At 70.5% G+C, this 23,231-nt stretch carries 20 protein-coding genes; 10 read left to right on the top strand and 10 right to left on the bottom strand.

All coding sequences use genetic code 11. The features are described from left to right. Positions 1–79: 79 nt before the first annotated feature. The gene (locus tag GQ466_RS00730) at positions 80–880 is read right to left on the bottom strand and encodes a patatin-like phospholipase family protein (protein ID WP_161100849.1); all 801 of its coding nucleotides are present in this window, start codon (positions 878–880) and stop codon (positions 80–82) included. Then, a complete protein-coding gene (locus tag GQ466_RS00725) occupies positions 880–1,905 on the bottom strand; it encodes a GlxA family transcriptional regulator (RefSeq protein ID WP_161100848.1) in 1,026 nt (341 codons plus the stop codon). Before GQ466_RS00725 ends, GQ466_RS00730 begins: the two co-directional genes overlap by 1 nt. 71 nt (positions 1,906–1,976) lie before the next feature. On the opposite strand from GQ466_RS00725, the gene GQ466_RS00720 reads away from it, so the two are divergent. After that, positions 1,977–3,251, top strand: coding sequence for an MFS transporter (locus GQ466_RS00720; protein ID WP_161100847.1), 1,275 nt, complete (start codon positions 1,977–1,979; stop codon positions 3,249–3,251). Positions 3,252–3,261: 10 nt separating this feature from the next. Here the strand turns inward: GQ466_RS00720 and GQ466_RS32550 are convergent, their stop codons facing one another. After that, the gene (locus GQ466_RS32550; RefSeq protein ID WP_161100846.1) at positions 3,262–4,443 is read right to left on the bottom strand and encodes a cytochrome P450; all 1,182 of its coding nucleotides are present in this window, start codon (positions 4,441–4,443) and stop codon (positions 3,262–3,264) included. Positions 4,444–4,570: 127 nt separating this feature from the next. Between GQ466_RS32550 and GQ466_RS00710 the strand changes: the two genes are divergently transcribed. After that, positions 4,571–6,163: an SAM-dependent methyltransferase gene (locus tag GQ466_RS00710; protein ID WP_161100845.1), complete on the top strand. Its 1,593-nt coding sequence runs from the start codon at positions 4,571–4,573 to the stop codon at positions 6,161–6,163. A gap of 41 nt (positions 6,164–6,204) precedes the next feature. Further along, on the top strand, positions 6,205–6,951 hold the full coding sequence (locus tag GQ466_RS00705; protein WP_161100844.1) for an SAM-dependent methyltransferase: 747 nt from the start codon (positions 6,205–6,207) through the stop codon (positions 6,949–6,951). Positions 6,952–7,031: 80 nt separating this feature from the next. Here GQ466_RS00705 and GQ466_RS00700 read toward each other — a convergent pair whose 3' ends face one another. From GQ466_RS00700 to GQ466_RS00690, 3 genes are all read right to left on the bottom strand, one after another. Further along, entirely contained in the window at positions 7,032–9,407 is a 2,376-nt protein-coding gene (locus GQ466_RS00700) for a sensor histidine kinase (protein ID WP_161100843.1), read from the bottom strand. A 219-nt stretch (positions 9,408–9,626) separates the two neighbouring features. Continuing rightward, complete coding sequence (locus tag GQ466_RS00695) at positions 9,627–10,463, bottom strand: terpene synthase family protein (protein WP_161100842.1); 837 nt, start codon at positions 10,461–10,463, stop codon at positions 9,627–9,629. Beyond that, positions 10,460–11,809 carry a cytochrome P450 gene (locus GQ466_RS00690; protein WP_161100841.1) on the bottom strand — a complete coding sequence of 450 codons (1,350 nt, stop codon included), beginning with the start codon at positions 11,807–11,809 and terminating at the stop codon, positions 10,460–10,462. Before GQ466_RS00690 ends, GQ466_RS00695 begins: the two co-directional genes overlap by 4 nt. A 1,381-nt stretch (positions 11,810–13,190) precedes the next feature. Here GQ466_RS00690 and GQ466_RS00685 point away from each other — a divergent pair. From GQ466_RS00685 to GQ466_RS00675, 3 genes are read left to right on the top strand one after another with little or no spacing between them, the layout of a single operon-like run. Continuing rightward, complete coding sequence (locus GQ466_RS00685; protein WP_161100840.1) at positions 13,191–14,597, top strand: ricin-type beta-trefoil lectin domain protein; 1,407 nt, start codon at positions 13,191–13,193, stop codon at positions 14,595–14,597. Positions 14,598–14,649: 52 nt separating this feature from the next. Then, positions 14,650–15,186: a hypothetical protein gene (locus GQ466_RS00680; RefSeq protein WP_161100839.1), complete on the top strand. Its 537-nt coding sequence runs from the start codon at positions 14,650–14,652 to the stop codon at positions 15,184–15,186. Between the two features lie 39 nt (positions 15,187–15,225). Beyond that, positions 15,226–15,609 carry a hypothetical protein gene (locus GQ466_RS00675; RefSeq protein WP_202419909.1) on the top strand — a complete coding sequence of 128 codons (384 nt, stop codon included), beginning with the start codon at positions 15,226–15,228 and terminating at the stop codon, positions 15,607–15,609. A gap of 63 nt (positions 15,610–15,672) precedes the next feature. On the opposite strand, the gene GQ466_RS00670 is transcribed toward GQ466_RS00675, so the two are convergent. From GQ466_RS00670 to GQ466_RS00655, 4 genes are all read right to left on the bottom strand, one after another. After that, positions 15,673–16,143 carry a gamma-glutamylcyclotransferase family protein gene (locus GQ466_RS00670; protein WP_161100838.1) on the bottom strand — a complete coding sequence of 157 codons (471 nt, stop codon included), beginning with the start codon at positions 16,141–16,143 and terminating at the stop codon, positions 15,673–15,675. A 201-nt stretch (positions 16,144–16,344) separates the two neighbouring features. Further along, positions 16,345–16,722 (bottom strand): nuclear transport factor 2 family protein, encoded by a 378-nt coding sequence (locus GQ466_RS00665; protein ID WP_161100837.1) that lies wholly within the window; start codon positions 16,720–16,722, stop codon positions 16,345–16,347. A gap of 194 nt (positions 16,723–16,916) precedes the next feature. Next, positions 16,917–17,099 carry a DUF397 domain-containing protein gene (locus tag GQ466_RS00660; protein WP_161100836.1) on the bottom strand — a complete coding sequence of 61 codons (183 nt, stop codon included), beginning with the start codon at positions 17,097–17,099 and terminating at the stop codon, positions 16,917–16,919. Continuing rightward, complete coding sequence (locus GQ466_RS00655; RefSeq protein ID WP_161100835.1) at positions 17,083–17,901, bottom strand: helix-turn-helix domain-containing protein; 819 nt, start codon at positions 17,899–17,901, stop codon at positions 17,083–17,085. The genes GQ466_RS00660 and GQ466_RS00655 overlap by 17 nt, the downstream gene beginning before the upstream one ends. A gap of 290 nt (positions 17,902–18,191) precedes the next feature. Between GQ466_RS00655 and GQ466_RS00650 the strand changes: the two genes are divergently transcribed. From GQ466_RS00650 to GQ466_RS00635, 4 genes are all read left to right on the top strand, one after another. After that, entirely contained in the window at positions 18,192–18,464 is a 273-nt protein-coding gene (locus tag GQ466_RS00650) for a hypothetical protein (RefSeq protein ID WP_161100834.1), read from the top strand. Between the two features lie 276 nt (positions 18,465–18,740). Further along, positions 18,741–19,088, top strand: a complete 348-nt coding sequence (locus GQ466_RS33220) for a helix-turn-helix domain-containing protein (RefSeq protein WP_161100833.1) — start codon at positions 18,741–18,743, stop codon at positions 19,086–19,088. Between the two features lie 674 nt (positions 19,089–19,762). Then, positions 19,763–20,206: a hypothetical protein gene (locus GQ466_RS00640; protein WP_161100832.1), complete on the top strand. Its 444-nt coding sequence runs from the start codon at positions 19,763–19,765 to the stop codon at positions 20,204–20,206. A gap of 20 nt (positions 20,207–20,226) precedes the next feature. Continuing rightward, positions 20,227–22,920: a tetratricopeptide repeat protein gene (locus GQ466_RS00635; RefSeq protein ID WP_161100831.1), complete on the top strand. Its 2,694-nt coding sequence runs from the start codon at positions 20,227–20,229 to the stop codon at positions 22,918–22,920. The last annotated feature ends 311 nt before the right edge of the window (positions 22,921–23,231 follow it).

The raw sequence follows: 23,231 nt of genomic DNA, 5'->3' as shown, positions 1-23,231 counted from the left end.
TTAGGGTCTGCCTCATCCGCCACGCGAGACCCGCTCGCGGGAGGCCGCCGAGCGGGAGCCGGACGCGCGGATCCGGCCGTCAGGCGCGGGCGGCGGACGCTCCCTGCACGCGGCCGGCCCGAGCGGACGGCGCCCGGGACGCGGGCGACAGCGGCTCGGCCCCGGCCGCCGCGAGCGACGCCTCGTCCGGCGTGATGAGGCGGACGTTCCCGCCGAGCCCGGCGAGCTGCTCCTCCAGCGGCGGATCGGGCAGCGGAGCGATGACCAGGACGTCGTCGTACCCGGCGGCGAAGTCGGCGTTCGCGCTGGTCCGGACGCCGCCGTCCACATAACGGACACCCGAGATCGTCACCGGCGGCCACACCCCGGGCACCGCGCAGCTGGCCGCGACGGCGTCCACGAGCGACACCCCGGACGTCCGGTCGAACACGACGGGCAGCCCCGCGCTCGCCTCGACCGCGACGATCCGCAGATCCCGGTCCGGCCACGCATGGGACGGCAGCCGCGCCTCGATCACCGCCCGCCGCTCCTCCTCGGAGACCGTGTCGGCCTTCAGCGCGTACTCGGCGACGGCGCGCCGCAGGTCACCCGGCTCGGGATGCTCGCGCTGCAACCGCACGACGGTCTCCCACACCTCGGCGATCGCGACCGGCGGCGTCAGCTCGTGGTTCGGCGCGTCCGGGTCGGCCTGCCGCGCGTACAACTCGTCCAGCGACAGCCCGCTGCCGAGCTGCGCGCCGACGGTCGAGCCGGCGGACGTGCCGACGACGAGGTCCGCGTCCGTCCAGTCCTGCCCGGCCTCGGCGAGCCCGGCGAGCAGCCCGGTCGTCCACGCGATCCCCGCGACGCCCCCGCCGCCGAGCACCAGTGCCTTCGTCATCACGCCCTCCCGGTTCCCTGATCGCCACCCACGATCATGCCGGACGCCCGCGTCCGTCGTTCCGCCAGGTACCCGGCGGGCGCCGTCCCGGTTCGGTGGGTGAAGGTCGCCCGGTAGGCGGTCGGGGTGATGCCCAGGTGGCGGGCGAAGCGGGCGCGCAGGGAGTCGCCGGAGCCCAGGCCGGACGTCCGGGCGATCTCTTCGATCGGCAGGTCCGTCGTTTCCAGGAGTTCTCGGGCTCGGTCCACCCGGCGGGCCAGGAGCCACTGGAGGGGGCTTTGGCCGGTTTCGGTGCGGAAGCGGCGGGTCAGGGTCCGTTCGCTGACGCAGGCGTGCGCGGCCAGGTCGGCGATCGTCAGGGGGTCGGCCAGGTGGGTCAGTGCCCAGGCTTGGACGTCGGCGAGAGTTCGGCCCGTTACGGGGGCGGACGGGATGAACTGGGCCTGGCCGCCGGAGCGGACGGGGGCGACGACGACCCGGCGGGCGCTCTCGTTGGCGACCGCCGCGCCGTGGTCGCCGCGCAGCAGGTGCAGACAGAGGTCGATGCCGGCGGCGAGGCCGGCCGAGGTGAGGATGTCGCCGTCGTCCACGAACAGGACGGACGGGTCCAACCGCACCGACGGGTACAAGGACGCGAACTCGTCCGCGCGGCGCCAGTAGGTCGTGGCGGGACGGCCGTCCAGAAGGCCGGCGGCGGCCAGGACGAACGCGCCGGTGCAAATCGAGACCAGGCGGCGGCCCGAGGACGCGGCGCGTTGCAGGGCAGCGGTGATCGAAGGGTCCAAGGGGCCGCGTTGTCTGGTGCCGGGGACGATGATCGTGTCCGCCGTGTCCAGGATGTCCAGGCCGTGGGGGATGTCGAGGCGGTAGCCGACGCTCGTTGCGACCGGCCCCGGTACGGCCGTGCAGTGCAGCACCTCGTAGAGCGGACGGCCGTCCCGCGTCGCCTCGCCCAGCACCTGCGCCGGGATCGCCACGTCGAACGGCACCACCGGCGGGACGATCAGAACGCCGACACGGTGCATGGCTGGATCCTCCGGAAGGTTGGCATTCGAGCCACTGTCCTGGATACCACCGCGCACAGCAGAGTGGAACCATGTTCCGTCTCCACCGCGCGTGGCCCGTGGCGGCCGTCGCGTTCGTCGCGCTCGTCGGGGCCGCCGGGTTCCGCGCCGCCCCGGGCGTGCTGATGGTCCCGCTGCAGGACGAGTTCGGCTGGTCGCGCGCCACGACGTCCCTCGCCGTGTCGGTGAACCTCGTCCTGTACGGGCTGACCGCGCCGTTCGCCGCCGCGCTCATGGACAGGTTCGGCGTCCGGAAGGTCACCGCCGCCGCGCTCGTGCTCATCGCGGCGGGCAGCGGCCTGACGGTCGGCATGTCCGCGAGCTGGCAGCTCATCCTGTGCTGGGGCGTGCTGATCGGCCTCGGCACCGGCTCGATGGCGATGGTCTTCGCCGCGACCGTCACGGGACGCTGGTTCGTCAAGCACCGCGGCCTGGTCATCGGCGTCCTGACGGCGGGCGGCTCGACCGGCCAGCTCGTCTTCCTCCCCGTCCTCGCAGCGCTCGCCCACGACCACGGCTGGCGGACGGCCACGCTGGTCGTCACCGGCGCGGCGCTCGCCGTCGTCCCGCTCGTCCTGCTGGTGATGCGCGAGCGCCCCGCCGACGTCGGCCTGCTCCCCTACGGCGCGACCGAGCCCCCGGACGAGCCGCACAACGGCGAGAACGCGGCCCGCGTCGCCCTCCGCACGCTGAACAAGGCCGCAAGGACGAAACCGTTCTGGCTGCTGGCGGGCGGCTTCTTCATCTGCGGCGCGTCCACGAACGGCCTGGTCGGGACGCACTTCATCCCCGCCGCCCACGACCACGGGATGCCGGAGACGACGGCCGCGAACCTGCTCGCGCTCGTCGGGATCTTCGACATCGTCGGGACGGTCGCGTCCGGCTGGCTCACCGACCGCGTCGACGCGCGGATCCTGCTCGGCTGGTACTACGCGCTGCGCGGCCTGTCGCTGCTGGTCCTGCCGATGCTGTTCGCGAACGAGCCGCACCCGAGCATGCTCGTCTTCATCGTCTTCTACGGCCTGGACTGGGTCGCGACCGTCCCGCCCACGATCGCGCTGGCCCGCAAGGCGTTCGGCCCGAAAGACGGGACGATCGTCTTCGGCTGGGTCTTCGCCGCGCACCAGCTCGGCGCGGCGACCGCGGCGGCGGCGGCCGGCGCGCTCCGCACGTCCCTCGGGACGTACACGCTCGCCTGGTGGGGCGCGGGCGTGCTGTGCCTGATCGCGGCGGTGCTGTCCGTCTCGATCGGGCGGGCGCGCCCGCGCCCGGCGGTCGTCCCGGCGGTCGAGGCCCCCGTGACCTGACCGCCGCGGATCAACTCCAGCGGACCGGCAGTTCCGCCAGGCCCGGCATCGTGGAGCGCTTCCAGCGGGGAGCGGCGCCGGCGGGCCGCAACCGGGGGAAGCGCTCGGTGAGCGCCCGCAGCGCCGCCTCCAGCTCGACGCGCGCCAGGTGCTCGCCGGGGCAGCGGTGCGGGCCGTGGCCGAAGGTGAGGTGCGGGTTCGGCGTGCGCGCGAGGTCCAGCCGCTCCGGGTCGGGAAAGCGGGACGGGTCGCGGTTGGCGGCGGCCCGCGCCACGAGGACGGACGTCCCCGCAGCCACCGACACCCCACCGATCGACGCGTCCTCGACCGCACCGCGCGCCATCCCGTCGCGGGCGTCGGACGGGATCCAGCGCAGCAGCTCGTCGACAGCCGTCGGGACGAGCCCCGGATCGCCGACGAGCGCGTCCCACAGCTCGGGAGCCCGCAGCAGCGTGAAGACCATGTTGCCGATCATGTTGGTGGTCGTCTCGAACCCCGCGATCAGCATGGCCGCCGCGAGCATCACCCGGTCCGCGACGGACACCGGCCCGGGACCGACCGCGAGCACCGACAGCAGGTCCGAGCCCGGATCAACGGCCCGCGACGCGAGCTTCCCGGCCATGTACCGCCCCAGTTCGTCCAAAGCGACGGCGACGGACTCGCGCTCGGCCTCGGACGCGCCCGGACGCAGCGCCAGCATCGCCGCCGCCCAGTCCCCGAACCGCGTCCGCTCGTCCGCGGGAATGTCGAGGATCTCGCAGATGACCGCCACCGGAAGCGGCACCGCGAGATCCCGCACGAGATCCGCGGGCTCCCCTGAAGAAGCCATTCCGGCGACCAATTCAGCAGCGATGTCACTGATCCGCCCCCGGAGCGCGGCGGCCCGCTCACGCGTGAAGAACGGCTGGATCAGCGCGCGCTGCGCGGCGTGCGCGGCGCCCTCGACATCGGTCAGGAATCGCTGGTCGCGCAGCCCGTCGGCGGCCGTCGTGGCGGCCTCGCGGGAGAACACCGACGGCCGCGCCAGCACCCGGCAGACGTCCCGGTAACGCGTGACGAGAAGCAGCTCCTCGCCCTCGGGCGTGAGAATCCGCGCCACCGGATCGTTCTCCCGCAGCCACGCGTAATGGGGATGGACGTCGAGCCCGGGGCATTTCTCGTAGCCGCCGCCGAACGGATACGGATGAGGCACGCGCATTCTCCCTCCAAAGAGAACCGCGCATAACGGTACGGACGGCATGTCACCGGGCGTGTCACCCGGACGCGTTACGATGTTCCGTCGTATTGGCGGTCTTTGTTCCGAGCCGGGAAGGGAGCCCATGCGCGTCTCGGTCCTCGGCGAACTGCGGCTGACCGACGACGAAGGCCGCCCGCTCGACCTCGGCGAGGGCAGCCGCAGGCGCCGCAACCTGCGCGCGCTGATCTGCGTGCTCGCGCTGGAGGACCGGCCCGTCCCGTCGTCGCGGCTGAAGGCCCTGCTGTGGGACGACCCCGACCGCGACCACACGTCCGTGCTGACCAACCTCGTCGCGCAGGCCCGGCGCGTCCTGCCGCCCGGCCGCCTCGTCACCGAGACCGGGACGGCCGGCGCCCGCCTCTACCGTCTGACCCGAAGCACGGTCGACGCCGACGACTTCGTGAGCGAGGCCGAACGCGGCGACGCGGCGCGCGACAAGGGACGGCTCGCCACCGCCGCCGTCCACTACCGCCGCGCGATGGCGCCCTGGCAGGGCGTCACCCCCGAGCAGACCCTGCACGACCTGCCCGACACCGAGGGCGCCCGCGTCCGTGCCGAACCGCTGCGCGCGCTGCGGGTCAGGGTCGCCGAGGCGCTGGTCGCGACGCAGCTCGACCTCGGCCGCCACTCCGACGAGCTGGTCGCCGAGATCGGCGAGCACCTCGCCTTCGACCCGGCCAACGAGAACCTGCACCGGGACCGGCTCGTCGCGCTGTACCGGCTCGGCCGCCGCACCGACGCGCTGCGCGCCTACCAGAGCGCCGCCGCCGCGATCGAGACCGAACTCGGCGTCCCGCCCGGCCCGGCGCTGCGCCGCGTCCACGAGCAGATCGCCGCGGGCACGCTCCCGCGCGCCGAGCGGGACGAACCGCGCGCCCGTCCCGTCCTGCGCGCCGGCGGGCTCAGCTACCGGGGCGTCACCGACTACACGCTCGGCGGCAAGGACAACACCGAGGAGGAGCGCGCGTTCGTCGACAAGATCGTCGCCGACACCGGCACGGACGCGACGCTCATCACCAAGGACAACCGCGACTGCGTGCTGCGCATGGTCCGGACGCTCGCCGGGCTCGGCGTCCGCCAGTTCCTCGACCTCGGGTCCGGGCTGCCCGAGCAGATCAGCCCGAGCGTCCACCAGACGGCCCGGACGGCCGCCGACGAGCCCCCGCGCGTCGTGTACGTCGACAACGACCCGGTCGTCGCGATCACGAGCCGCGCCATGTACTCCGGCGCGGGCGTCGCGTTCCACGAACTGGACCTGATGGACGTCGAGGCCGTCCTGGACGCCGCGGGCCGCTGCCTGGACTTCGCCGAGCCGATCGGCCTGATCGCCGCGAACACCCTCCAGTACGTCGGGGACGCCGACGACGACCTCGGCACCGCGCAGATCACCGAGCTGGTCACGGCGTACGTGGACGCGCTCGCGACCGGCAGCTACCTCGCCCTGACCCACATCACCGGCGACGGCATCGACCCCCGCCTGCGCCCGTACATCGACTCGACCGAGCCGGACGCGGCGCTCCCCCAGCACCTGCGCACGACCGAGCAGATCGAGCGGCTGCTCGTCGGCCTCCCGCTGCTGCCGCCCGGCCTGACCGACGTCGGCGCGTGGCGGCCCGAGCGTCCGTTCGTCCCGCGCGACCTGCGGATCATCGGCGGGATCGGCGCGAAGGTTTGAGGTGACAGTTCCGGTGACAGCGGCGGCCTAGCGTCGCCCGCATGCTGGAAAGCCGAGGGGGCCGGGCGTCCGCCGCCCGCGTCTGGAACTACTGGCTCGGGGGCAAGGACCACTACCACGCCGACCGGGACCTCGCGGCGGCGCTCGACGCCCTCGACCCCGCGCTCGCGCGGACGGCCCGCGAGCAGCGCGCGTTCCTCGGCCGCGCCCTCGACCGCCTGGCCGGGCCGGGCGGGATGCGGCAGTTCCTGGACGTCTCGGTCGGCCTGCCCGCGCCCGGCGCCACGCACGCGGTCGTCCGGCGGCGCGCGCCCGGCGCCCGCGTCGTCTACGCGGGCGGCGACCCGGTCGTGCTCAGCCACACCCGCGCGCTGGTCTCCGGCGTCGCGGTCGCGGACGGCGACGTCGCCGACCCGGCGGCCCTGCTCGCCGAGGCGGAGAGCCTGCTTGACCTGGACCGGCCGGTGGCGCTCGTGCTCGGCAGCGTCCTGGAGCACGTGCCGGACGACGAACAGGCGCGGACGATCGTCAAGGAGTTCGTCCACGCCCTCGCGCCGGGCAGCCACGTCGTCCTCGCGCACCTGACGGCCGAGCGCGGCGCCGCCGACCGCATCGCGCGGTGCTGGAACGACACCGCCCGGCCCCGCCTGACACCGCGCTGCACCGACCAGGTGCGCAATCTGTTCGACGGCCTCGACGTGCTGGACCCCGGCATCGTGCCGTGCGCCGCGCTGCGACCGCGGTCGGCCGTCGTCACGCGCCTGTGCGGGGTGGGCCGCGTCCGCTGACGGACCGACGGCCCCCGCACTTCCCCGGACCGCCCCGGCGTCGCCCTCTCCCCTCCCATGGGCGGCGCCGGGGCCGGTCCCTACTGGTCGCCCGGGACGGTCACGTGCTCGTCCGCCTGCACCTGCGGCTGCTCGCCCGTCCCGGCGCGGCGCGCGTCGGCGCGGCCCTGCCGGGTGCCGCGCTGGAACGAGCCCATGATGCGCAGGACGTCCTCGGGCGACCGCGTGTCGACCTCGGGCTCCGGCTCGGGCTCGGGATCGGCCTGCTCGGTGCGCAGCTGCTCCACGATGCTGGCCTGCGGCTGGCGGATGGGGAGGCCGTGCGTCGTCCGGACGTCCTCCTCCTCGGCCTCGGGCTCGGCCGGACGCGGCTCGGGCGCGGGCGGCGCGGCCTCGACGGGGGCGGGCGGCGTCTCCTGCGGGCCGGTGTCGCCGCTGTGCGCGACGCGCAGCGCGGGCGGCGCGGGCTCGGCCGTCCGCAGCAGGGCCAGGCTGCCGTTCTGGCGCACCGGGCCCTCGTCCGGACGCGGGATCTCGCGGCGCGGCAGGCCGCCGGTCGGCGCCGGGGGCTCGGCCTCGAACAGCGCGTTCGGCAGCAGCACCACGGCCATGATCCCGCCGAACGCCGAGCCCTTCAGCGTCACCGTGATCCCGTGCCGCCGGGCGATGAGGCCGACCACCAGCAGGCCGAGCCGGCTGCTGGACGCCGCGTCGAACGGCGGCGGGTCGGCGATGAGCCGGTTCACCGCTTCGAGCTGGTCGGGCCGCAGCCCGAGGCCCTTGTCCTCGATCATGATCGCGAGGCCGTTGGCCGTCGCCTGCGAGGTGACCTCGACGGTCGTGTCCGGCTCGGAGAAGCTGAGCGCGTTCTCGATCAGCTCGGCGAGGAGGCTGGTGACGTCCAGCGCGCGCCCGCTCAGCCAGCGGTCGTCCAGCCGGGGGACGTTGACGCGCTGGTAGTTCTCGACCTGGCCGATCGCGAGGCGGATGACGTCCATCAGCACCATCGGACGGCGCGCGCCCCGGTGCGCCTGGCCGCCCGACAGCAGCAGGATGTTGCCGGTGTGGCGGCGGATCCGGGTCGCGACCTCGTCGATCTTGAGGATGTCGCCGAAGACCTCGGGGTCCAGGTCGCGGCGCCGCTCGACGCGGTCCAGGACGTGGTGCTGCTGCACCGACAGCGCCTGGGTGCGCAGCGCCTGGTTCCGCAGCACCTCGCGGAAGCCGCGCCGCTGCTCGGCCTGCCCGACCGCCGCCGCGATGGCGATCTCCTGCACCCGGTTGATCTCCTGGCCGACCTGCCCGATCTCGTCGTCGCCGAACTGCAGCGGCGGCGCCTCGGCCGCGACGTCGACCTTCTCACCGCGGCTGAGGCGTTCGACGACGTCCGGCAGCCGCCGCTCCGACAGCTCCTGCGCGGCGATCTTGAGCCGGCGCAGCTGGCGGACCAGCAGCCGGGACGTGGTGACCGCGAGCACGATGGACGCGACGACCGCGCCGAGGCCGAGACCGGCGATGAGGATCAGCCGCAGGATGACGCCGTACCCGATGGGCTGGGCGCGCTTGACGACCGCGTCACCGCCCTCGTCCACGAGGTTGTCGAGCTGGGTCAGGACGGGCCGCGTCGTGGTCTCCCACTGCGCCGGGGTGACCGTCGGCGGCCGGGACACCGACCGCGACTGCGCGACGATCCGGTCCTCCAGCGTCCGCAGCCGCGCGAACGCGGCGCCGGACGCGAACGCGTCGTAGCGGGCCTGGTCGGACGGGTGGAGCTGCCCGTAGGCGTCCTCCAGCGCGTACCGCGACAGCCCGACGGCCTGCGCGAACTGCGTGGCCTCGGGCCCGGACATGTGGCGGGCGGTCAGCAGGCCCTCGGCCAGCGCGTCCTCGCGGGACAGCAGCTCGCGGGCGCGGGTGAGGGCGATGAGCGAGCGGCCGTCGGCGGAGATGTCGGGGTCGTCCAGTTCCGCGTTCGCCATGTTGATGAGGAACCCGGCGTCGATCGCGTCGTTGTACGGCTTGGCCGCGGCGGCGGCGTCGATCGTGCCGCTGTCGATCGCGTTGCGGATGGCGGTGAGCGCCTGGAGGCGCTGGCTGGTCAGCTCGATGTGCCGCTGGATCTTGTCGCCGGGGGCGTCCTTGGCGGTGCGGCGCCAGCGCGCGATGGCCTGGTCGGTGCGGGCGCGCTGCTCCGACAGGTCCGGCGGGACGGCGTTGCGGTGCCGCGCGGCCAGGTAGACCAGCGACGCCCGGCGCTCGTCCTGCAGCACGTTGATCAGGGTCTTGGTCGGACGCCCGGCGGTCTGGTCGCGTTCGGACGTCTGCAGGAGGTTCCAGCCGTCACCGACGGTCACCCACGCGGCGAAGCCCCACAGGGCGGTCAGCGACAGCAGGACGGCGGTGATCTTCAGCCGCATGCGGATCTTGCGATTTTCGGGGGGCTTGCGGAAGCGCATCAACCAGTCCTAGCAGGCGGATCACAGAAAGTGAGGGAGCCGATACGGAATGACGACCCCGCTGGGGCGGACGCGGGACGGATCATCATCAAGCATCCGATTGCACGCGCAGCACCCTAGCAACGCCCGGTCCGGAATCCGGGTCGAACACTCGGCACGGTTTTGGATCGTGCCGAATCACACCGGGCGGTCACTTTCGGTGATCATGGCGGGGACGGGTCAGAGGCGGTCCCAGTAATCATGGTCCGCGCCGTAGAAAGCGCTGCTGAACGCGATCTGGCGGCGCAAATACTCCGCTTCCTGCGCGCACTCGGGCGGAAGTGTCGCGAGCAGGGCGTCGCACGCGGCGGTCAGGTCGGCGACCTTCTCCTTGATCCAGGTCTCGTCCGCGCCGAGGAGCTGGGCGTTCAGGTCGCCCCAGGTCTGGTCGCGGCCGAGCGTGGCGCGGTCGTTGAACAGCCGGAGAATTTTCTGCACACAGTCGCTGGCCGCGCGCAGCGTGCCGAGGTTGCCGGTGACGGCTCGTCCCGCGTCGGTCGCCCAGTGCGCGACGTTCACCCAGGTGCTGCCGAAGTTCTCGGCGTTGTCGAGGTAGCGCTCCAGCGTGACGGGCGGCGTCCCGGTCGCGGCGAGTTCCGCGGTCCAGTCCTGCTCGCGGCCCATGGCGAGGATCATGCGGCGCAGCTCGTCCCGCCAGGCCGCGCGCCAGGTCTCGTCCACGCCGGGCAGGAGGTCGTCGCGCAGGTCGGCGAGGAACCGGGCGAGCGCGTCGCCGTCGGACGGTGTGCCGCCGTCGGCGATGCGCAGGCAGCGGCGCTCGATCGCGCGGACCTCGTCGGCGGTGGACGCCTCGTGGTCGATGAGCCAGTCCACCGCGAAGATCCACAGCGAGGTGCGGGCGGGTGCGCGGAGTTCCTCGGCCGTCCGCCACGGCGCGCCCCACGCGACGGCCTTCGCCAGCTTCACCGCCAGCCCCGGACCCATCGGCGGGTCCGGGAACAGGTCGGGGTATTCGGCCATGCAGCGGCGGAGGTCGGCCGCTATCTCGTCCGTCATCGGGGGGTCAGGACCAGTTCGACGGGCTCGCGCGGCTGCAGCGTGAGGGACAGCTTCGGGGCGACCGGCCCGGCGAGCGCGACATCGAACCGCCGCAGCATTCCCGCGACGATCAGCGCCGCCTCCTGGTGGAAGAACGCCTCGCCGAGGCACTGGTGCGCGCCGTTGCCGAACGGCATGTAGGCCAGCGGGTGCCGCGCCCGGACCTGCTCGCGGGTGAACCGGTCGGGGTCGAACCGCAGCGGGTCCGGCCAGAACTCCTCCAGCCGGTGCGTGAGGTACGGCGTGATGACGAGCGTGGAGCCGGCGGGGATCTCGACGCCGTCGATGACGTCGTCCTTCGTCGCCATGCGCGGCACCGCCCAGCCGACGGAGTAGATGCGCAGCACCTCGCGCAGCACCATCTGCGTGTACGCCAGCTCGCGGACGTGCTCGCGGCGCAGCGGACCGTCGCCGACGACGGCGTCCACCTCCGCGCGGACGCGTTCGTACACGTCCTGGTGCTCGATGAGCGACACCCAGATCCAGGTGAGCGCGATGGCGCTGCTCTCGCTGCCCGCGACGAACAGCGCGACGATGTCCTCGCAGATCTGGTCGTCGGTGAGCGGCTGCCCGTCCGCGCCGGTGCCGCGCATGAGCTTGGTGACGATGTCGGCGCCGTCGCGCTGCTCCCGCCGCGCCTGGGCGAGGACGGGCCGCAGGATCTCGTTGACGGTCCGGGTCGCGCGCTTGAACGGCCGGTCGCCCGGCATCGGGATCGCGTGCGGGACGAACGGCATCGCCATCCGCCACAGCAGGCTGCCCATCGCGGTCGCGACGGCTTCGCCGAGCCGGTCGCCCTCGCCGTCGGGGATGAGGCTGCCGAAGAACACCGGGTCCACGACGCGCTGGACGACGCGCGTCATCTCGATGCCCGCGTCGATCGGCTGCCCGGCGCGCGCCGCGAGGTCGTCCACCGCGCCGGTGATCGAGTCGATCATCTGGTCGCTCATCGACTTCAGGTAGCCGGCGGAGAACGCCGTCTGCAGGATCTCGCGGCTGGCGTGCCACTGCGCGCCCTCGCCGCCGATGCCCTTGCCGGTGAGGCGGCCGAGCGCGGACCACATCGCGGCGCCGCGCGGGTAGTCGGCGGCGTGCGTCCGCAGGATGTGCTGCAGGTGGTCGGGGTGCGTGACGAGGAACGGCCGGAACGGTCCGAGGTTGAGGCGGACGATCTGGCCGCGCGCCCGGTCGCCGAGCCCGTCGAGCAGGCCGAGCGGCCCGGCGCGGCGGACCTGGCCGACGACGCGGCGCAGCGGGACGGAGTGGAGACGATCGGCGGGCCCGGCTTCGACGGTTGCGGTCATGACGGCTTCCTCACACGGTCCGATGCGGCGGATCCCCGGCCTGCGCGGCGCGGGCGCTGATTGAACGTGACTGGGGTCGAAACGGCCGGACGGCCTCCTGCTGTCGGCGATCTTGCTCGAACTATTACACACGGTCCATTTCTCGCCAAGCCCTTGCCTTGGGCCGGACCGGAAAGCGCCGGTTCGCGGGGCAAACGGTTCCGCTTGCGCACCCGCGACGACCTGCCGGACCATGGAAAGGGCGGAAAAACCAGCCCGTTCGGACGTGGTACTCGCCACAGTGCCGCCTTGAACCGTGTCGGCGGACGCTGGCGAAGACGCTGGTCAGGACGGGTTTCGGTCACTGACCTGGCGTCCCGTGCGGCGCGCGGCGAGCAGGGGGCGCAGGAGGAACGGCCGTCCCGCGCGTCCCGCGCGCGTCACCATCCGGAAACGGTGCGTAGGCCCCGGGTGAATTCCAACGAGCGCCGACAGAACGCCAATTTCAAACGATCAAGCTCGTCCCGGCCCCGGCCGCCACAGAAAGGAAAAATGTTATTCGCGGCAGAGCCGGATTCGATCCCGTGGGCGGAGGTGTGAGGCCGAGCCGGACGGGGGACGTACGCCTACGGGCGCCCCCACCAGCACGGATCGTGATTAGCGGCACGAAACCAGTCATATCTCACCACTCTTCAACAAAGCGGACAGATGTGCTTCAGGTCCGCCCGCCGCGTTACAGCGATGATCGTCACACCGGCGAATGCCGCGAACTCGGGGAGCGGCCCACAGATGGGCCCGCCGGAGCAGTTCGCGGGCCGCCGGACGCCGGACGCCGGGACGCCGCCGGTAGGCGCCGAACCCCGGGCCGAGGAGGACGACTTCCCCCGGGTCGGCCCGCGGGAACGTCCGGCCGCGAACCCAGGTGAAGGAACGGCCCGCCCGCCACCGCGAGGACGACGAACGCTCCATCACCGGTCCCGCCCCGCGCGAACGCGTTGGACGCCGACCCGACGACCCCGGCCGCTCGCCCGTCGACGCGACACGGACGCCTCGTCCCCCTGGGCCGGCACCGCGAGATGGTCGCGGTGCGAAGCGGCGGGAGCCGAGGGCGTGCGGGGGCATTGCCGGAGGGGGACGCCCGACCCCCCGCGTCCGATCTTTTTAGCACATAGTGCGCAACGATGAGCGCGTTTTCCTTTGCCTGTAATCGCCGTTCGGTGCCGCAGTCGTAAAAGGACAGGCCGAGCCCGGACTAGGCGAGGACGCACTGTGCGAAAACGATGTGTGAAAGAACCGCCGGATCGCGCTGGTTCGGCTTTCTCGGCCGACCGCTCCTGCCAACAGCGGCTACTCCGGGCACATCGACTCGCTTTCCATCCCCCCATGCCCCAGGAGAACGCAGATGAACAAACGTGCGCTACGTCTGCTCACCTCGATCGCGCTGGCCTTCACCGCGCTCGCGACGTCCCCGGCCGCGTCCGCCGAGTTCGCCGCGCCCTCGGGTCCGAGCGTGACGCCCAGCCCGATCCCGCGCGACGACCCGAGCCGCGGTCTCGTCCACCAAGGTCTGCTGCCGGATCAGAACAACCTCTGTCACGGCAGCCTGCGGCTGCGCACGAGCGGCTGCACCCACGGTCCGGACCCGGCGCCGCCGGGCATGAACGTCAAACGCCGGGTCAAGCCGCTGGCCACGGCATCGGCCGCCGCCGCTGAATGCGTCGGAGACGGCACCAGCGGAAACCGTGTCCAGGTCATGTACGTCCACCCGCCGGGCGTCGACCGGTTCGCCAATTATCAGGCGTCGTTCAAGCAGTGGGCGCTGGACATGGACACCATCTACAACGAAAGCGCCAAGGAGACCGGCGGCACCCGACACATCCGCTTCGTGCAGGACGCCGCCTGCATGCCCGTGGTGCTGAATGTGACGATCAGCGCTAACGCGCTCGCCAACTTCGACGCGACCATCAACGCGCTGCGCGGCCTTAACTACAATCGCACCGATCGTTCCTATTCGCTGCTGACCGAGTCCACGGTGTACTGCGGAATCGGGCAGTTCGACGGCGACGATCGCAAGGGCAGCGGCAACCGCAGCAACGTCGGGCCGTCGTTCGCCCGCGTCGACAGCGGCTGCTGGGGCGGCAGCGTCATGGCCCATGAACTCGGGCACAACCTCGGCGCGGTCAACAACAACGCGCCGAACGCCAGCGGCGGCGCGCACTGCACCGATGAGTACGACGTCATGTGCTACTCCGACGCACCCCGCTATCCGGCGATGCGCTACATCTGCGGCGACCGGGCTCATGAGAACCGGCTCGACTGCAAGCACGACGACTACTTCAGCACCAACCCGCCGGCGGGCAGTTACCTGGCCACCCACTGGAATGTGGCCGACAGCACCTTCCTCACGTCCGGCGGGCCGCAGCCTCCCGCACGTGTGGGCCCGATCGTCGGGGTGCCCAGCAAGCGCTGCCTCGAAGCGCCCAGCCCGGCCGACCTGACCCAGATCGTCCTCAACGACTGCAACGAGGGAACCGGACAGAAATGGACGGTCGACACCGACGGGACCATCCGGGCCCAGGGCAAGTGTCTTGACGTCCGCGCGGGATCGAGTGCCGCGGGCACCGTCGTCGAGCTGTACTCCTGCGGCGGTGGAGCCAATCAGCAGTGGACGTACGACCCCGCCACCAAGAACCTGAAGTCCCTGGGCCAGTGCCTGGACGCCAGCGGCGGAGCGACCGGCAACGGAACCGAACTCATCATCTGGCCGTGCCACACGGGCACCAACCAGCAATGGAATCTGCCGTCCTGACGCGAGAGGTCGCCCTCCGCCTTCTGGGGCGGAGGGCGACCGCGGAGTTCTCATGATCCTGCACAAACTCTTGTGGGCGCCCCTGCTCGTGCTGAGCCTGCCGTCACCGGCATGGGCGCACGGCTCCACCATCGACTACGCCATCGTCGGCGACGGCGCCGGACACGTTCGGGTCGCCGCCCTGTGGGCCGAGGACGGCCACCTGGTCGACGAGCCGGTCGTCCTTTTCATCACCGCGCAGCACAGTGGCCCCCATCCGCAACGCATCGGCCCGCGCCGGATCAAGGCACTCGCCGACCGGCCCGGCATCTACGAGACGAACGAAGCGCTGTCCCCCGGCCGGTGGGAGATCCTCGCCGAGTCGATCGAGCCCGCCCCCGGTCACGGCGAGGCAGTTCTGCAGGTAGGGACGTCGACCGGCTATCCCAAGGACTTCCCACCACGAGCCGAAACGACCCACCACCGGCGATGGCTCGCCCTCGGCGGACTTGGCCTCGCGGCCATCGTGCTGATCTCACTCCCGCTCATACGGCGCTCTAGACGGACATCGACTGACGTCCACAACGAGACCTCAACCCCCTTGGACTGAGCCAGGCGACTCCTCCGCTCCCCGCACTACGATCCGCCCGTGCCCCGCAACCCCAGAAGCCCGCGACACCTGAAGGTCGGCGACGACACCTACATCTGGACGCTGACGCACGACCACGACCCGAAGACCCCGCGAACCTGCCGCAACGTCCTCAGGATCCGCCACCAAGAAGCGACCGGCAGACTCGTCCTCGTCTTCCGAGAAGCCCCCGGCCGAATCGTCACCGGCGCCCACACACCGTCCGGCTACGTAGCCACCGAAGAAGCCCACCTGAACCTGCACCAGCCAGGCGCCGTGCGAGCGCTCCTGGACGAAGCACGAGCCCAAGGCTGGAACCCCATCACCGCCACGACCACAGAACAAGACGGCTGGCCACTCCTCGCCCCGGCCGCCACCCGCCTGGCAATCACTCGCACACGCTGACCACCAGCCCAGGCGACCCGTTCCCAAAGCGCCACCAGCCCCGCCCACAAGGCGCCTGACGCGTCAGCACCGCCCACGCCGGGTCCGCCAGTCGGCGCAACGTTCGACATAGGCGGGCAGATGCCGGGCCACGAAGGCAGCAGACGACCAATCATCGTCACCGACCTCGGCCTCCAGCGAGTAGACGTAGACCCAGGCGCTACGGCCGTCCAAGAGCAGAACCGGCCTGCGGTCATACTCGGGACCCTCAAAAGCATCCAAGATGCGCCACTCAGCCAAGGTGAGACCCGAGAGCAGAACACCGTGGACGGTCCCAGCCGCCGAAACGAGCCCGGGATAGATGCGCCCCGGCAGAGCGGCGGCACGCCAACCCGCGAGAGCTGCGGGTTCGAGCCCAGGAACGCGGCCGATCAGGGCCTTCAGGACGTCGGGAAACTGCAAGGTCCCATAGACGAACAGCGCCTCAGGCTCCGCCGACAGCCCATCCGGCCGACCAGAGCGCGACGGTCCCGGTCGGGGTGCGGAACGCGGCATGGGGCACCTCCACCGTCACCCTAGTGCTCTGACCGGGAAGGTTCACTAGGTCGGTCGTCGTGACGGTCGGCTGCCCGGTGACGTTCGACCCGAGCGTCGGAGGCGCGGTCGCCAAGCCTGGAACGCGCCCGCGCCCGCACCCGCACCCGCACCCGCACAGAAAAGGGCACCCGCCGAGACGGACGCCCCCAGCAGGACGGCTCAGGAGGCGAGCGGCTCGATCTCCCCCGCGAAGACGATCACTTGGTCGATGAGGCCCCGCCGCAGATGAACGACATCCGTTCCCGCCAGACGCGGACCTCCGTCAGGCGTGGTGAAGGCCCACCGATACCGGGCCCATTCGTCAGGCATGTCCACCTCTGAGCTGCGCACCATCGTGCCGGTCCCCGCCGGGTGACGTCGGATGTCCAACACGAACCGCGCGACCGCCCCGATCCCCTCGCTACGCCCCAACGGCCCCCAGAAGATCACGTCCGAGGTCAGGGCCTGGGAGAGCAGGGTGGTCACATAGCTGTCGTCCGAGGCATTGAACGCAGAGATGAACATGTCGATCGCAGAGCGCGCGGTCTCTTCCTGCATACCCAACTACTACCAGCCGTTTCACGCCCGCTCGCCCCACAAGCCGCCTTCCGACCAAGGCGAACCTCCCTGGCCCCAGCACTAGCCGGGCGGACCGCCCCTTCTCGGCGAAAAGCGGGCGCCGTCGTGACGGCGGCAGATGCGAAGAACCCCCGGCACGCGGAGGCGCACCAGGGGCTTCGGGGGAAACGAGCCTACGCGCGTCCGTCCTTCACACGCGCGACCAGCGCGGCGAACGCTTCGGGGGTGAGGCTGAGGTGACCGGCGTCCGGGGCCTTGCTGTCACGCAGGCCCACCACGCGGGGGAAGCGAGCCAGCTCGACGCAGTTCCTGTCACCCGTGTTGGCGCTGCGGCTGGACTTACGCCATGTGATCACTGTTGCCCTCGATCATCTCTTGGAGTCTGGCACGGGAAGCCTCCGGCGAGAGTGCGTCCGCGCTCGTTCGGTCGAACTTGACGACGAGTCTACGCAGGTGGTCGTTTTCGGTCACCAAGGTTCCACGCGCCGGAGTCTCGACAAAGCCCACTTCCCTCTCCGGCGTCGAGAACAGGTAGAAGTCACTGGCGAGTCCGACATGCAACCCGGCATCCATCGGGACCATGCGGAGCGTGACGTTGGAGAGATCGGCAACCTCCAGAAGTCTCTCCAACTGTCCATGCCGAAGGCGTGCGGGGATGAGCCGGGGGGCGACCTCGGAGATCAGGACGGACACGTACGGGGGGTCGTCACGCGTAAGGATCGCCTGCCTCTCAATCCTCAGCACGACCTGCTCCGTTACGTCCGGGGCACCTCCCTTCTCGAAGATCTCTCGCGCGTACTCCGGCGTCTGCAACAGGCCCGGGATGAACGCGACACTGTTGATTCGGATGACGCTCGCCATCGCTTCGTACTCGACGACCGTGAGGAACTCGGCGGGGGCCTCCATCGTGTTCGCAAAGTGGTGGAGGGCTTCCAGCAGCCCGCCCGTTCTCCACTCCGTGTCGAGAATGCGCAGTGCGTCCACCGGCGGGTGGTTCCGCTGCGCCTCCCAATTCGAGACTGTCTTGTGGTCGACGTTGACGATCCTGCCCACTGCGGCCTGTGACAGCCCGGCACGTTTGCGTTGTACCCGCAGCTGGACGGCCAGAGTTGCCCACAGCCCCGACATGGGGTCTACGGACTCTGCGGCACTGGACACGTGTCCTCCATCTCTCTCGAATCTCTCGCGAGACGTGGCAAAGCTAACCCCGAGCACGCGAGCCTGTCCCCAGAACACCCCAAAGAAAAGGTCGGCGACGGAACCGAACCCGGAACAATCCGGGCACGACTTCCGGAAAGGGTCAATATGGGTCAGCCCAAAGGTGTCGTCACAGCCGTCGAGATAACCATTGCGATGGCCGTAGCAGACGGCGCGGTGATAGCGGGACTACTGGCGTACCTGTCGGCCCCGTACGTCCGCCGCTGGACGCGCAACCACAGGAGGACGCGATGAGCCGTCCCAGACAGCGCCAGGACCACGACCGGACCGACCCGCACGACCCGCGACCGGGCGACCAGGAGCCCAAAAACCGCTGGACGCAGCCCTACAAGACGCCGGACGGCACCTGGATCTGCCGCCTGCGCCACCCGCTGACCCACACCCAAGAAAAAGCCGGCCTCCTCTACATGGTCGTAGCGATCGACGAGGACGGCCTGACCGCCCTCATGCGCCACGAGGACGAGAAGGCCACCCGCCTGGAAGCACGAGGACCGACCCAGTGACCCCGAACCACACGTGCACGCCGTGGTGCTTCTACTGGCCCTGGACCTGCGCCAACGCAACGCCGGCAACAACAGAAGCAACAGACCCGCCAACCACAAAGAACAAGGAGCCGCGCGAACCGTTCGGGGAGGGCGGTTCGCCCGAACTCATCACCCCATAAGTTCCACAACACACCCAAAGACCCGCACACCAAAACCACACACCCACCTCAACCCACGGACCACCAACCACAACATCCGAAGCAAACCCAACCCGAGAACTGGAGCCCCAAAATCATGACCAAGAACCCCGAAGAACCCCAGCAGCCGACCCTCTACACCCCCGCCGAAGTCGCGAACTTCTTCCGCGTCGACCCCAAGACCGTCACCCGCTGGGCCAGAACCGGAACCCTCAACCCCGTCACCCTGCCCTCCGGCCACCGCCGCTACCACGCCTCGGAAATCCACCGCCTCCTCCAGACCGGCAACGCCCCCGACCCCCACGACCTGCCCGCCGACGACGGCACCGACACCGCGCCCGCCTCCAACCCCCGCGCCAACGCCATCCTCAACGCCGTCATCCGCGACTACTTCGACGGCGACCCCATCGCCCTCATCAAAGCCGTCCGCGACGGCCTCACCTGACCACCACCGAACACCAAAGAGCCCGGCATCCCGAGGGGGGATGCCGGGCTCCTACCTTGTCCGGACAAACCGCCCCGGCCAACGACTCCCTTACCCACCGCATGACCGAACGCCGTCTTGGCTAAGACGGGGATCCCAGGACCCCCGCACCAACCTCGACCGCCATGACGCCCGTCCGCACGAGTGCCGCTAGGCGATAAACCTCGCCTACAGCCACACTGGCTGCGGCGCGCCCGCATCCTGATCACCCCGTTCGGTCCCGTCTCGCGCCGCCGCGCCCGCCCCATCCGCGAGCGGTACACGCGCGCACTTAGGTAGATGGGCCAGACCTCGCGCGTTCGGGGGAGCCGCCCAGCCATTCGCCGACGCTGTCCCGGCGAGGTAGCCGGGCCTGCTGGCGCCAAAGGGCGCCTCCCTTGGATTCCGGGCCCAGAGCGCATGTTCGCGAGGACAGTCCTTTCTTGCAACGCCCGTTCGCACGGGCGAGGTCTCCGGATCGTCGTTGACCGGTCTCTCCGTTGGGCTGCCGGAAGGGTTGCCGTGCTGGTACTGGATGGGCCGGTTTCGGCCGGGAGAGTTGTTTGCGTCCGGGAGCCGGGGCAGTGCGTCTAACCTCCCGGATAACGGTTCGTGGCGTTGCCGTCACTGGTGATCGTTTAGGTCGAGGGGGCGAGGTGTCGGGGGATCTGGTGCAGTTGGCCGGGGAAGTGACGCAGTACGTGACGACGGCGGCGAGCGCGTACGGGGGCGCGGTGCTGGCGCGCACGCAGGACCAGGCGGCCGATGCGACGGTGGGATTCGGGAGGCGGCTGGCGCAGCGGATCTTCGGTGTCCGCGCAGAGGGCGAGGATGTTCCCGAGGCGCTGGCCGACGTGATCGCCGATCCCGATGACGGCGACAATCAGGCCGCGTTGCGCAAGGCGATCCGCAAGGCGTTGACCGCTGATACCGAGCTGGCTGAGCAGGTCGCGGCAATGCTGGCCGAGGCGCCGAACGGGCTCCAGGTCGGTGACGGGTCCAACGTGGTGGCCGGGAGCCGGATCGATGGGGACAACATTCAGATCGGTTCGGTGGGCCGTGACACCCACATCACCCGGCCCGGCGACCGGCACGGTTGACCAGGGAGAGTCGAGGCGCGATGGGCGACGCGGAGGGCCACCGGGTCGATAGTTCGGTAATCGGTGGTCACAACATTCAGATCGGCTCCGCCGCTGGTGATGTGACGGTGGTGCTGGAGCGGTCACGGTTTCGGCTGGAGTTGCTGGCACCGTCGCCGGTCCCGGAACGGATCCCGCGCTCGCAGCGGACCCCGTCGCATTTGCTGGACGTGCGGCGTCAGGTGGTGCCATATCGGCCTCGCCCCACTCTGGAACAGGCGTTGCACACGTGGCGCGATGACGACGAGCCGGTGTCGGTGAGGTTGGCATCGGGGCCGGGCGGGGCAGGCAAGACCCGGCTGGCCGGATGGCTCGCCACCCGGAGCCATGACGACGGATGGACAGTGTTGCTGGCATCCGACACGTCCACTACGTTGCCGCCAGCTGCCGCGACTCATGCTCTCGCCGAGGACGGGCGTCCACTGCTGGCGGTGGTGGATTACGCCGAGCGGTGGCCGTTGGAGTCGTTGACCGAGTTGGTGGAGACCCTGGCTGCCCAGCACCGCGTCACAGGGGTGCGAGTACGAGTGCTTCTGCTGGCCCGCCCGCAGCGCGAGTTTTGGGAAGGGGTGGCCGCGCAACTGGAGCGGGCGTGGGTCGATCTCGCTCAGCCGATTGCCGTGGAAGCCTTCATCACCGGCCCTGAGGAGTTGAGCGAAGCGTTCACCAGCGCCGCAGGCGCATTCCAGGCCGCGTTGGAGTTGCCCGTGGGACCAGTTCCGGTCCCGCGTGGTCTGTCGCCCGAGGGCGGGATATCCCCGTTGACGGTGCACATGGCGGCACTTGCGGCTGTTTGCGCGACCGCTGAGGGTGAGGCGGTCCCCCAGAGCGAGGACCTGTCGGGCTTCTTGCTGGCGCACGAACGCCGCTACTGGAAGGACCCACCCGGAGCGCGGGTGATGAGCACCATGGTGATGGTCGCGACCCTGTTCGGCCCCACGTCGGCCGGCGAGCAGGCACGCCAATGGCTGATCCGCGCCCGCCTAGCGGCCGACGACACCGAAGCCGAACACCTACTGACCGCCCACCACCGTCTCTATCCCCCGCTCCCCGACCCTGCACCGGATATGACGAGCGTCAGCCAAGCACGGCCGGCCCCAGATACGGCACGGGTGGAACTACTGACGCCATTGAAACCCGACCGATTCGCCGAAGACTTCCTCGCCGCCCACCTCATCGAACCTCGTGCAGCCGTCCTGCTCGCCGAATTGCTCACCGACCCGGCCACCGCATCAGCGCAGCGGCAGGCGTTCTTGGTCCTGTCGGCCGCCGCCGCCCGGCACACCACCGCCCGCAGAGCCTTGTTCGCGGTACTGGAGGCAGGCCCGATCCCAACGGCGTGGTTGAGCCCCACACTGATCAGCACAGTGATCAGTCATGCTCCCGACCACCTCGCTGCCCGGGTCGAAACGGCCATCCCGGATCACCACACCAACCTGCTCCGTCCCGCCCGTGACCTGAGCCAACATCTCCTACAACGCCTCGCCCCCACCGCATCCTTCGCCGACTGCGCCCATCGCCTCCACAACCTCGGCGTCCGACTGGCGGCGGTGGGCGAACTGCGGGCGGCGCTGGAACCGGTCCGCGAGGCGGTGAAGATCTATCGCGCGCTGGCCGAGGCCGAGCCCGCCGCCTACCTGCCCGCTCTCGCCATGAGCTTGAACAACCTGGGCGTCCGGCTGGCGGAGGTGGGTGAGCAGCGGGATGCGCTTGAACTGGCCCGCGAGGCGGTGAAAATCTATCGCGCGCTGGCCGAGGCCGAGCCTGCCGCCTACCTACCCACCCTCGCCATGAGCTTGAACAACCTCGGCGTCCGGCTGGCGGTGGTGGGTGAGCAGCGGGATGCGCTTCAACCGGTCCGCGAGGCAGTCGAGATTCGCCGTCGTCTGGCCGAAGCCGAACCCGCCGCCTACCTGCCCACCCTCGCCCTGAGCTTGAACAACCTCGGTAACTGTCTGGCAGCGGTGGGTGAGCAGCGGGACGCGCTTGAACTGGCCCGCGAGGCAGTCGAGATTCGCCGTCGTCTGGCCGAAGCCGAACCCGCCGCCTACCTGCCCACCCTCGCCATGAGCTTGAACAACCTCAGCGTCCGGCTGGCGGAGGCAGGTGAGCAGCGGGACGCGCTTCAACCGGTCCGCGAGGCAGTCGAGATTCGCCGTCGTCTGGCCGAAGCCGAACCCGCCGCCTACCTACCCGCCCTCGCCGCCAGCTTGAACAACCTCGGTAACTGTCTGGCAGCGGTGGGTGGACAGCGGGATGCGCTGCAACCGGCCCGCGAGGCGGTGAAGATCTATCGCGCGCTGGCCGAAGCGGAGCCCGCCGCCTACCTACCCGACCTCGCCATGAGTTTGAACAATTTCGGTAACCGTCTGGCGGAGGCGGGTGAGCAGCGGGATGCGCTTGAACTGGTCCGCGAGGCGGTGAAGATTCGCCGTCGTCTGGCCGAAGCCGAACCCGCCGCCTACCTACCCGACCTCGCCTCTTCTCTGTGGGCCGCTGCCTGGATCAGAAACGCTCACGCCGTCGAACTCGAAAAGGCAGTCACCGCCGTAGATGAAGCCATCGCCATCTACCGGAAGTTGGCTGAGCAGGCCCCCGCAACTTTCAACGATATACTTGCCGCGACAGAACAGACGAGAGCCGAGATACTCAATCAACTCAAATCAACACCGTAGCAAGCGAAGCTGCCACAGCACCGATACACCAGGGGAGTGCAGCAATATAGACACACACGGCTCCCCCACAGAGGTGACCGGCCTGACGCAGGACAGTGGGCCATTAGCCAGGGTGATCAAAGGTCGTTTTCGGAACCGCGCCTCGCCAGGCCTGCCGTACCAACAGCCCAAATCGAATTTATTGTCAAGTTGACAACACGGATTCGATTTCCGTCGCCCACTCCACAACGTTAAAGCCCCAAGTCAAGAACCCGACCTCAGGCACTGGGCTTTATGATCAGGATGTGTGGGCGTACGACGGTCTCGCGACC

The organism is Actinomadura rayongensis, from assembly GCF_009831215.1.
GTDB lineage: Bacteria > Actinomycetota > Actinomycetes > Streptosporangiales > Streptosporangiaceae > Spirillospora > Spirillospora rayongensis.
The sequence above is the reverse complement of the archived record's forward strand: the minus strand, read 5'-3'. Positions and strand labels throughout refer to the sequence as shown.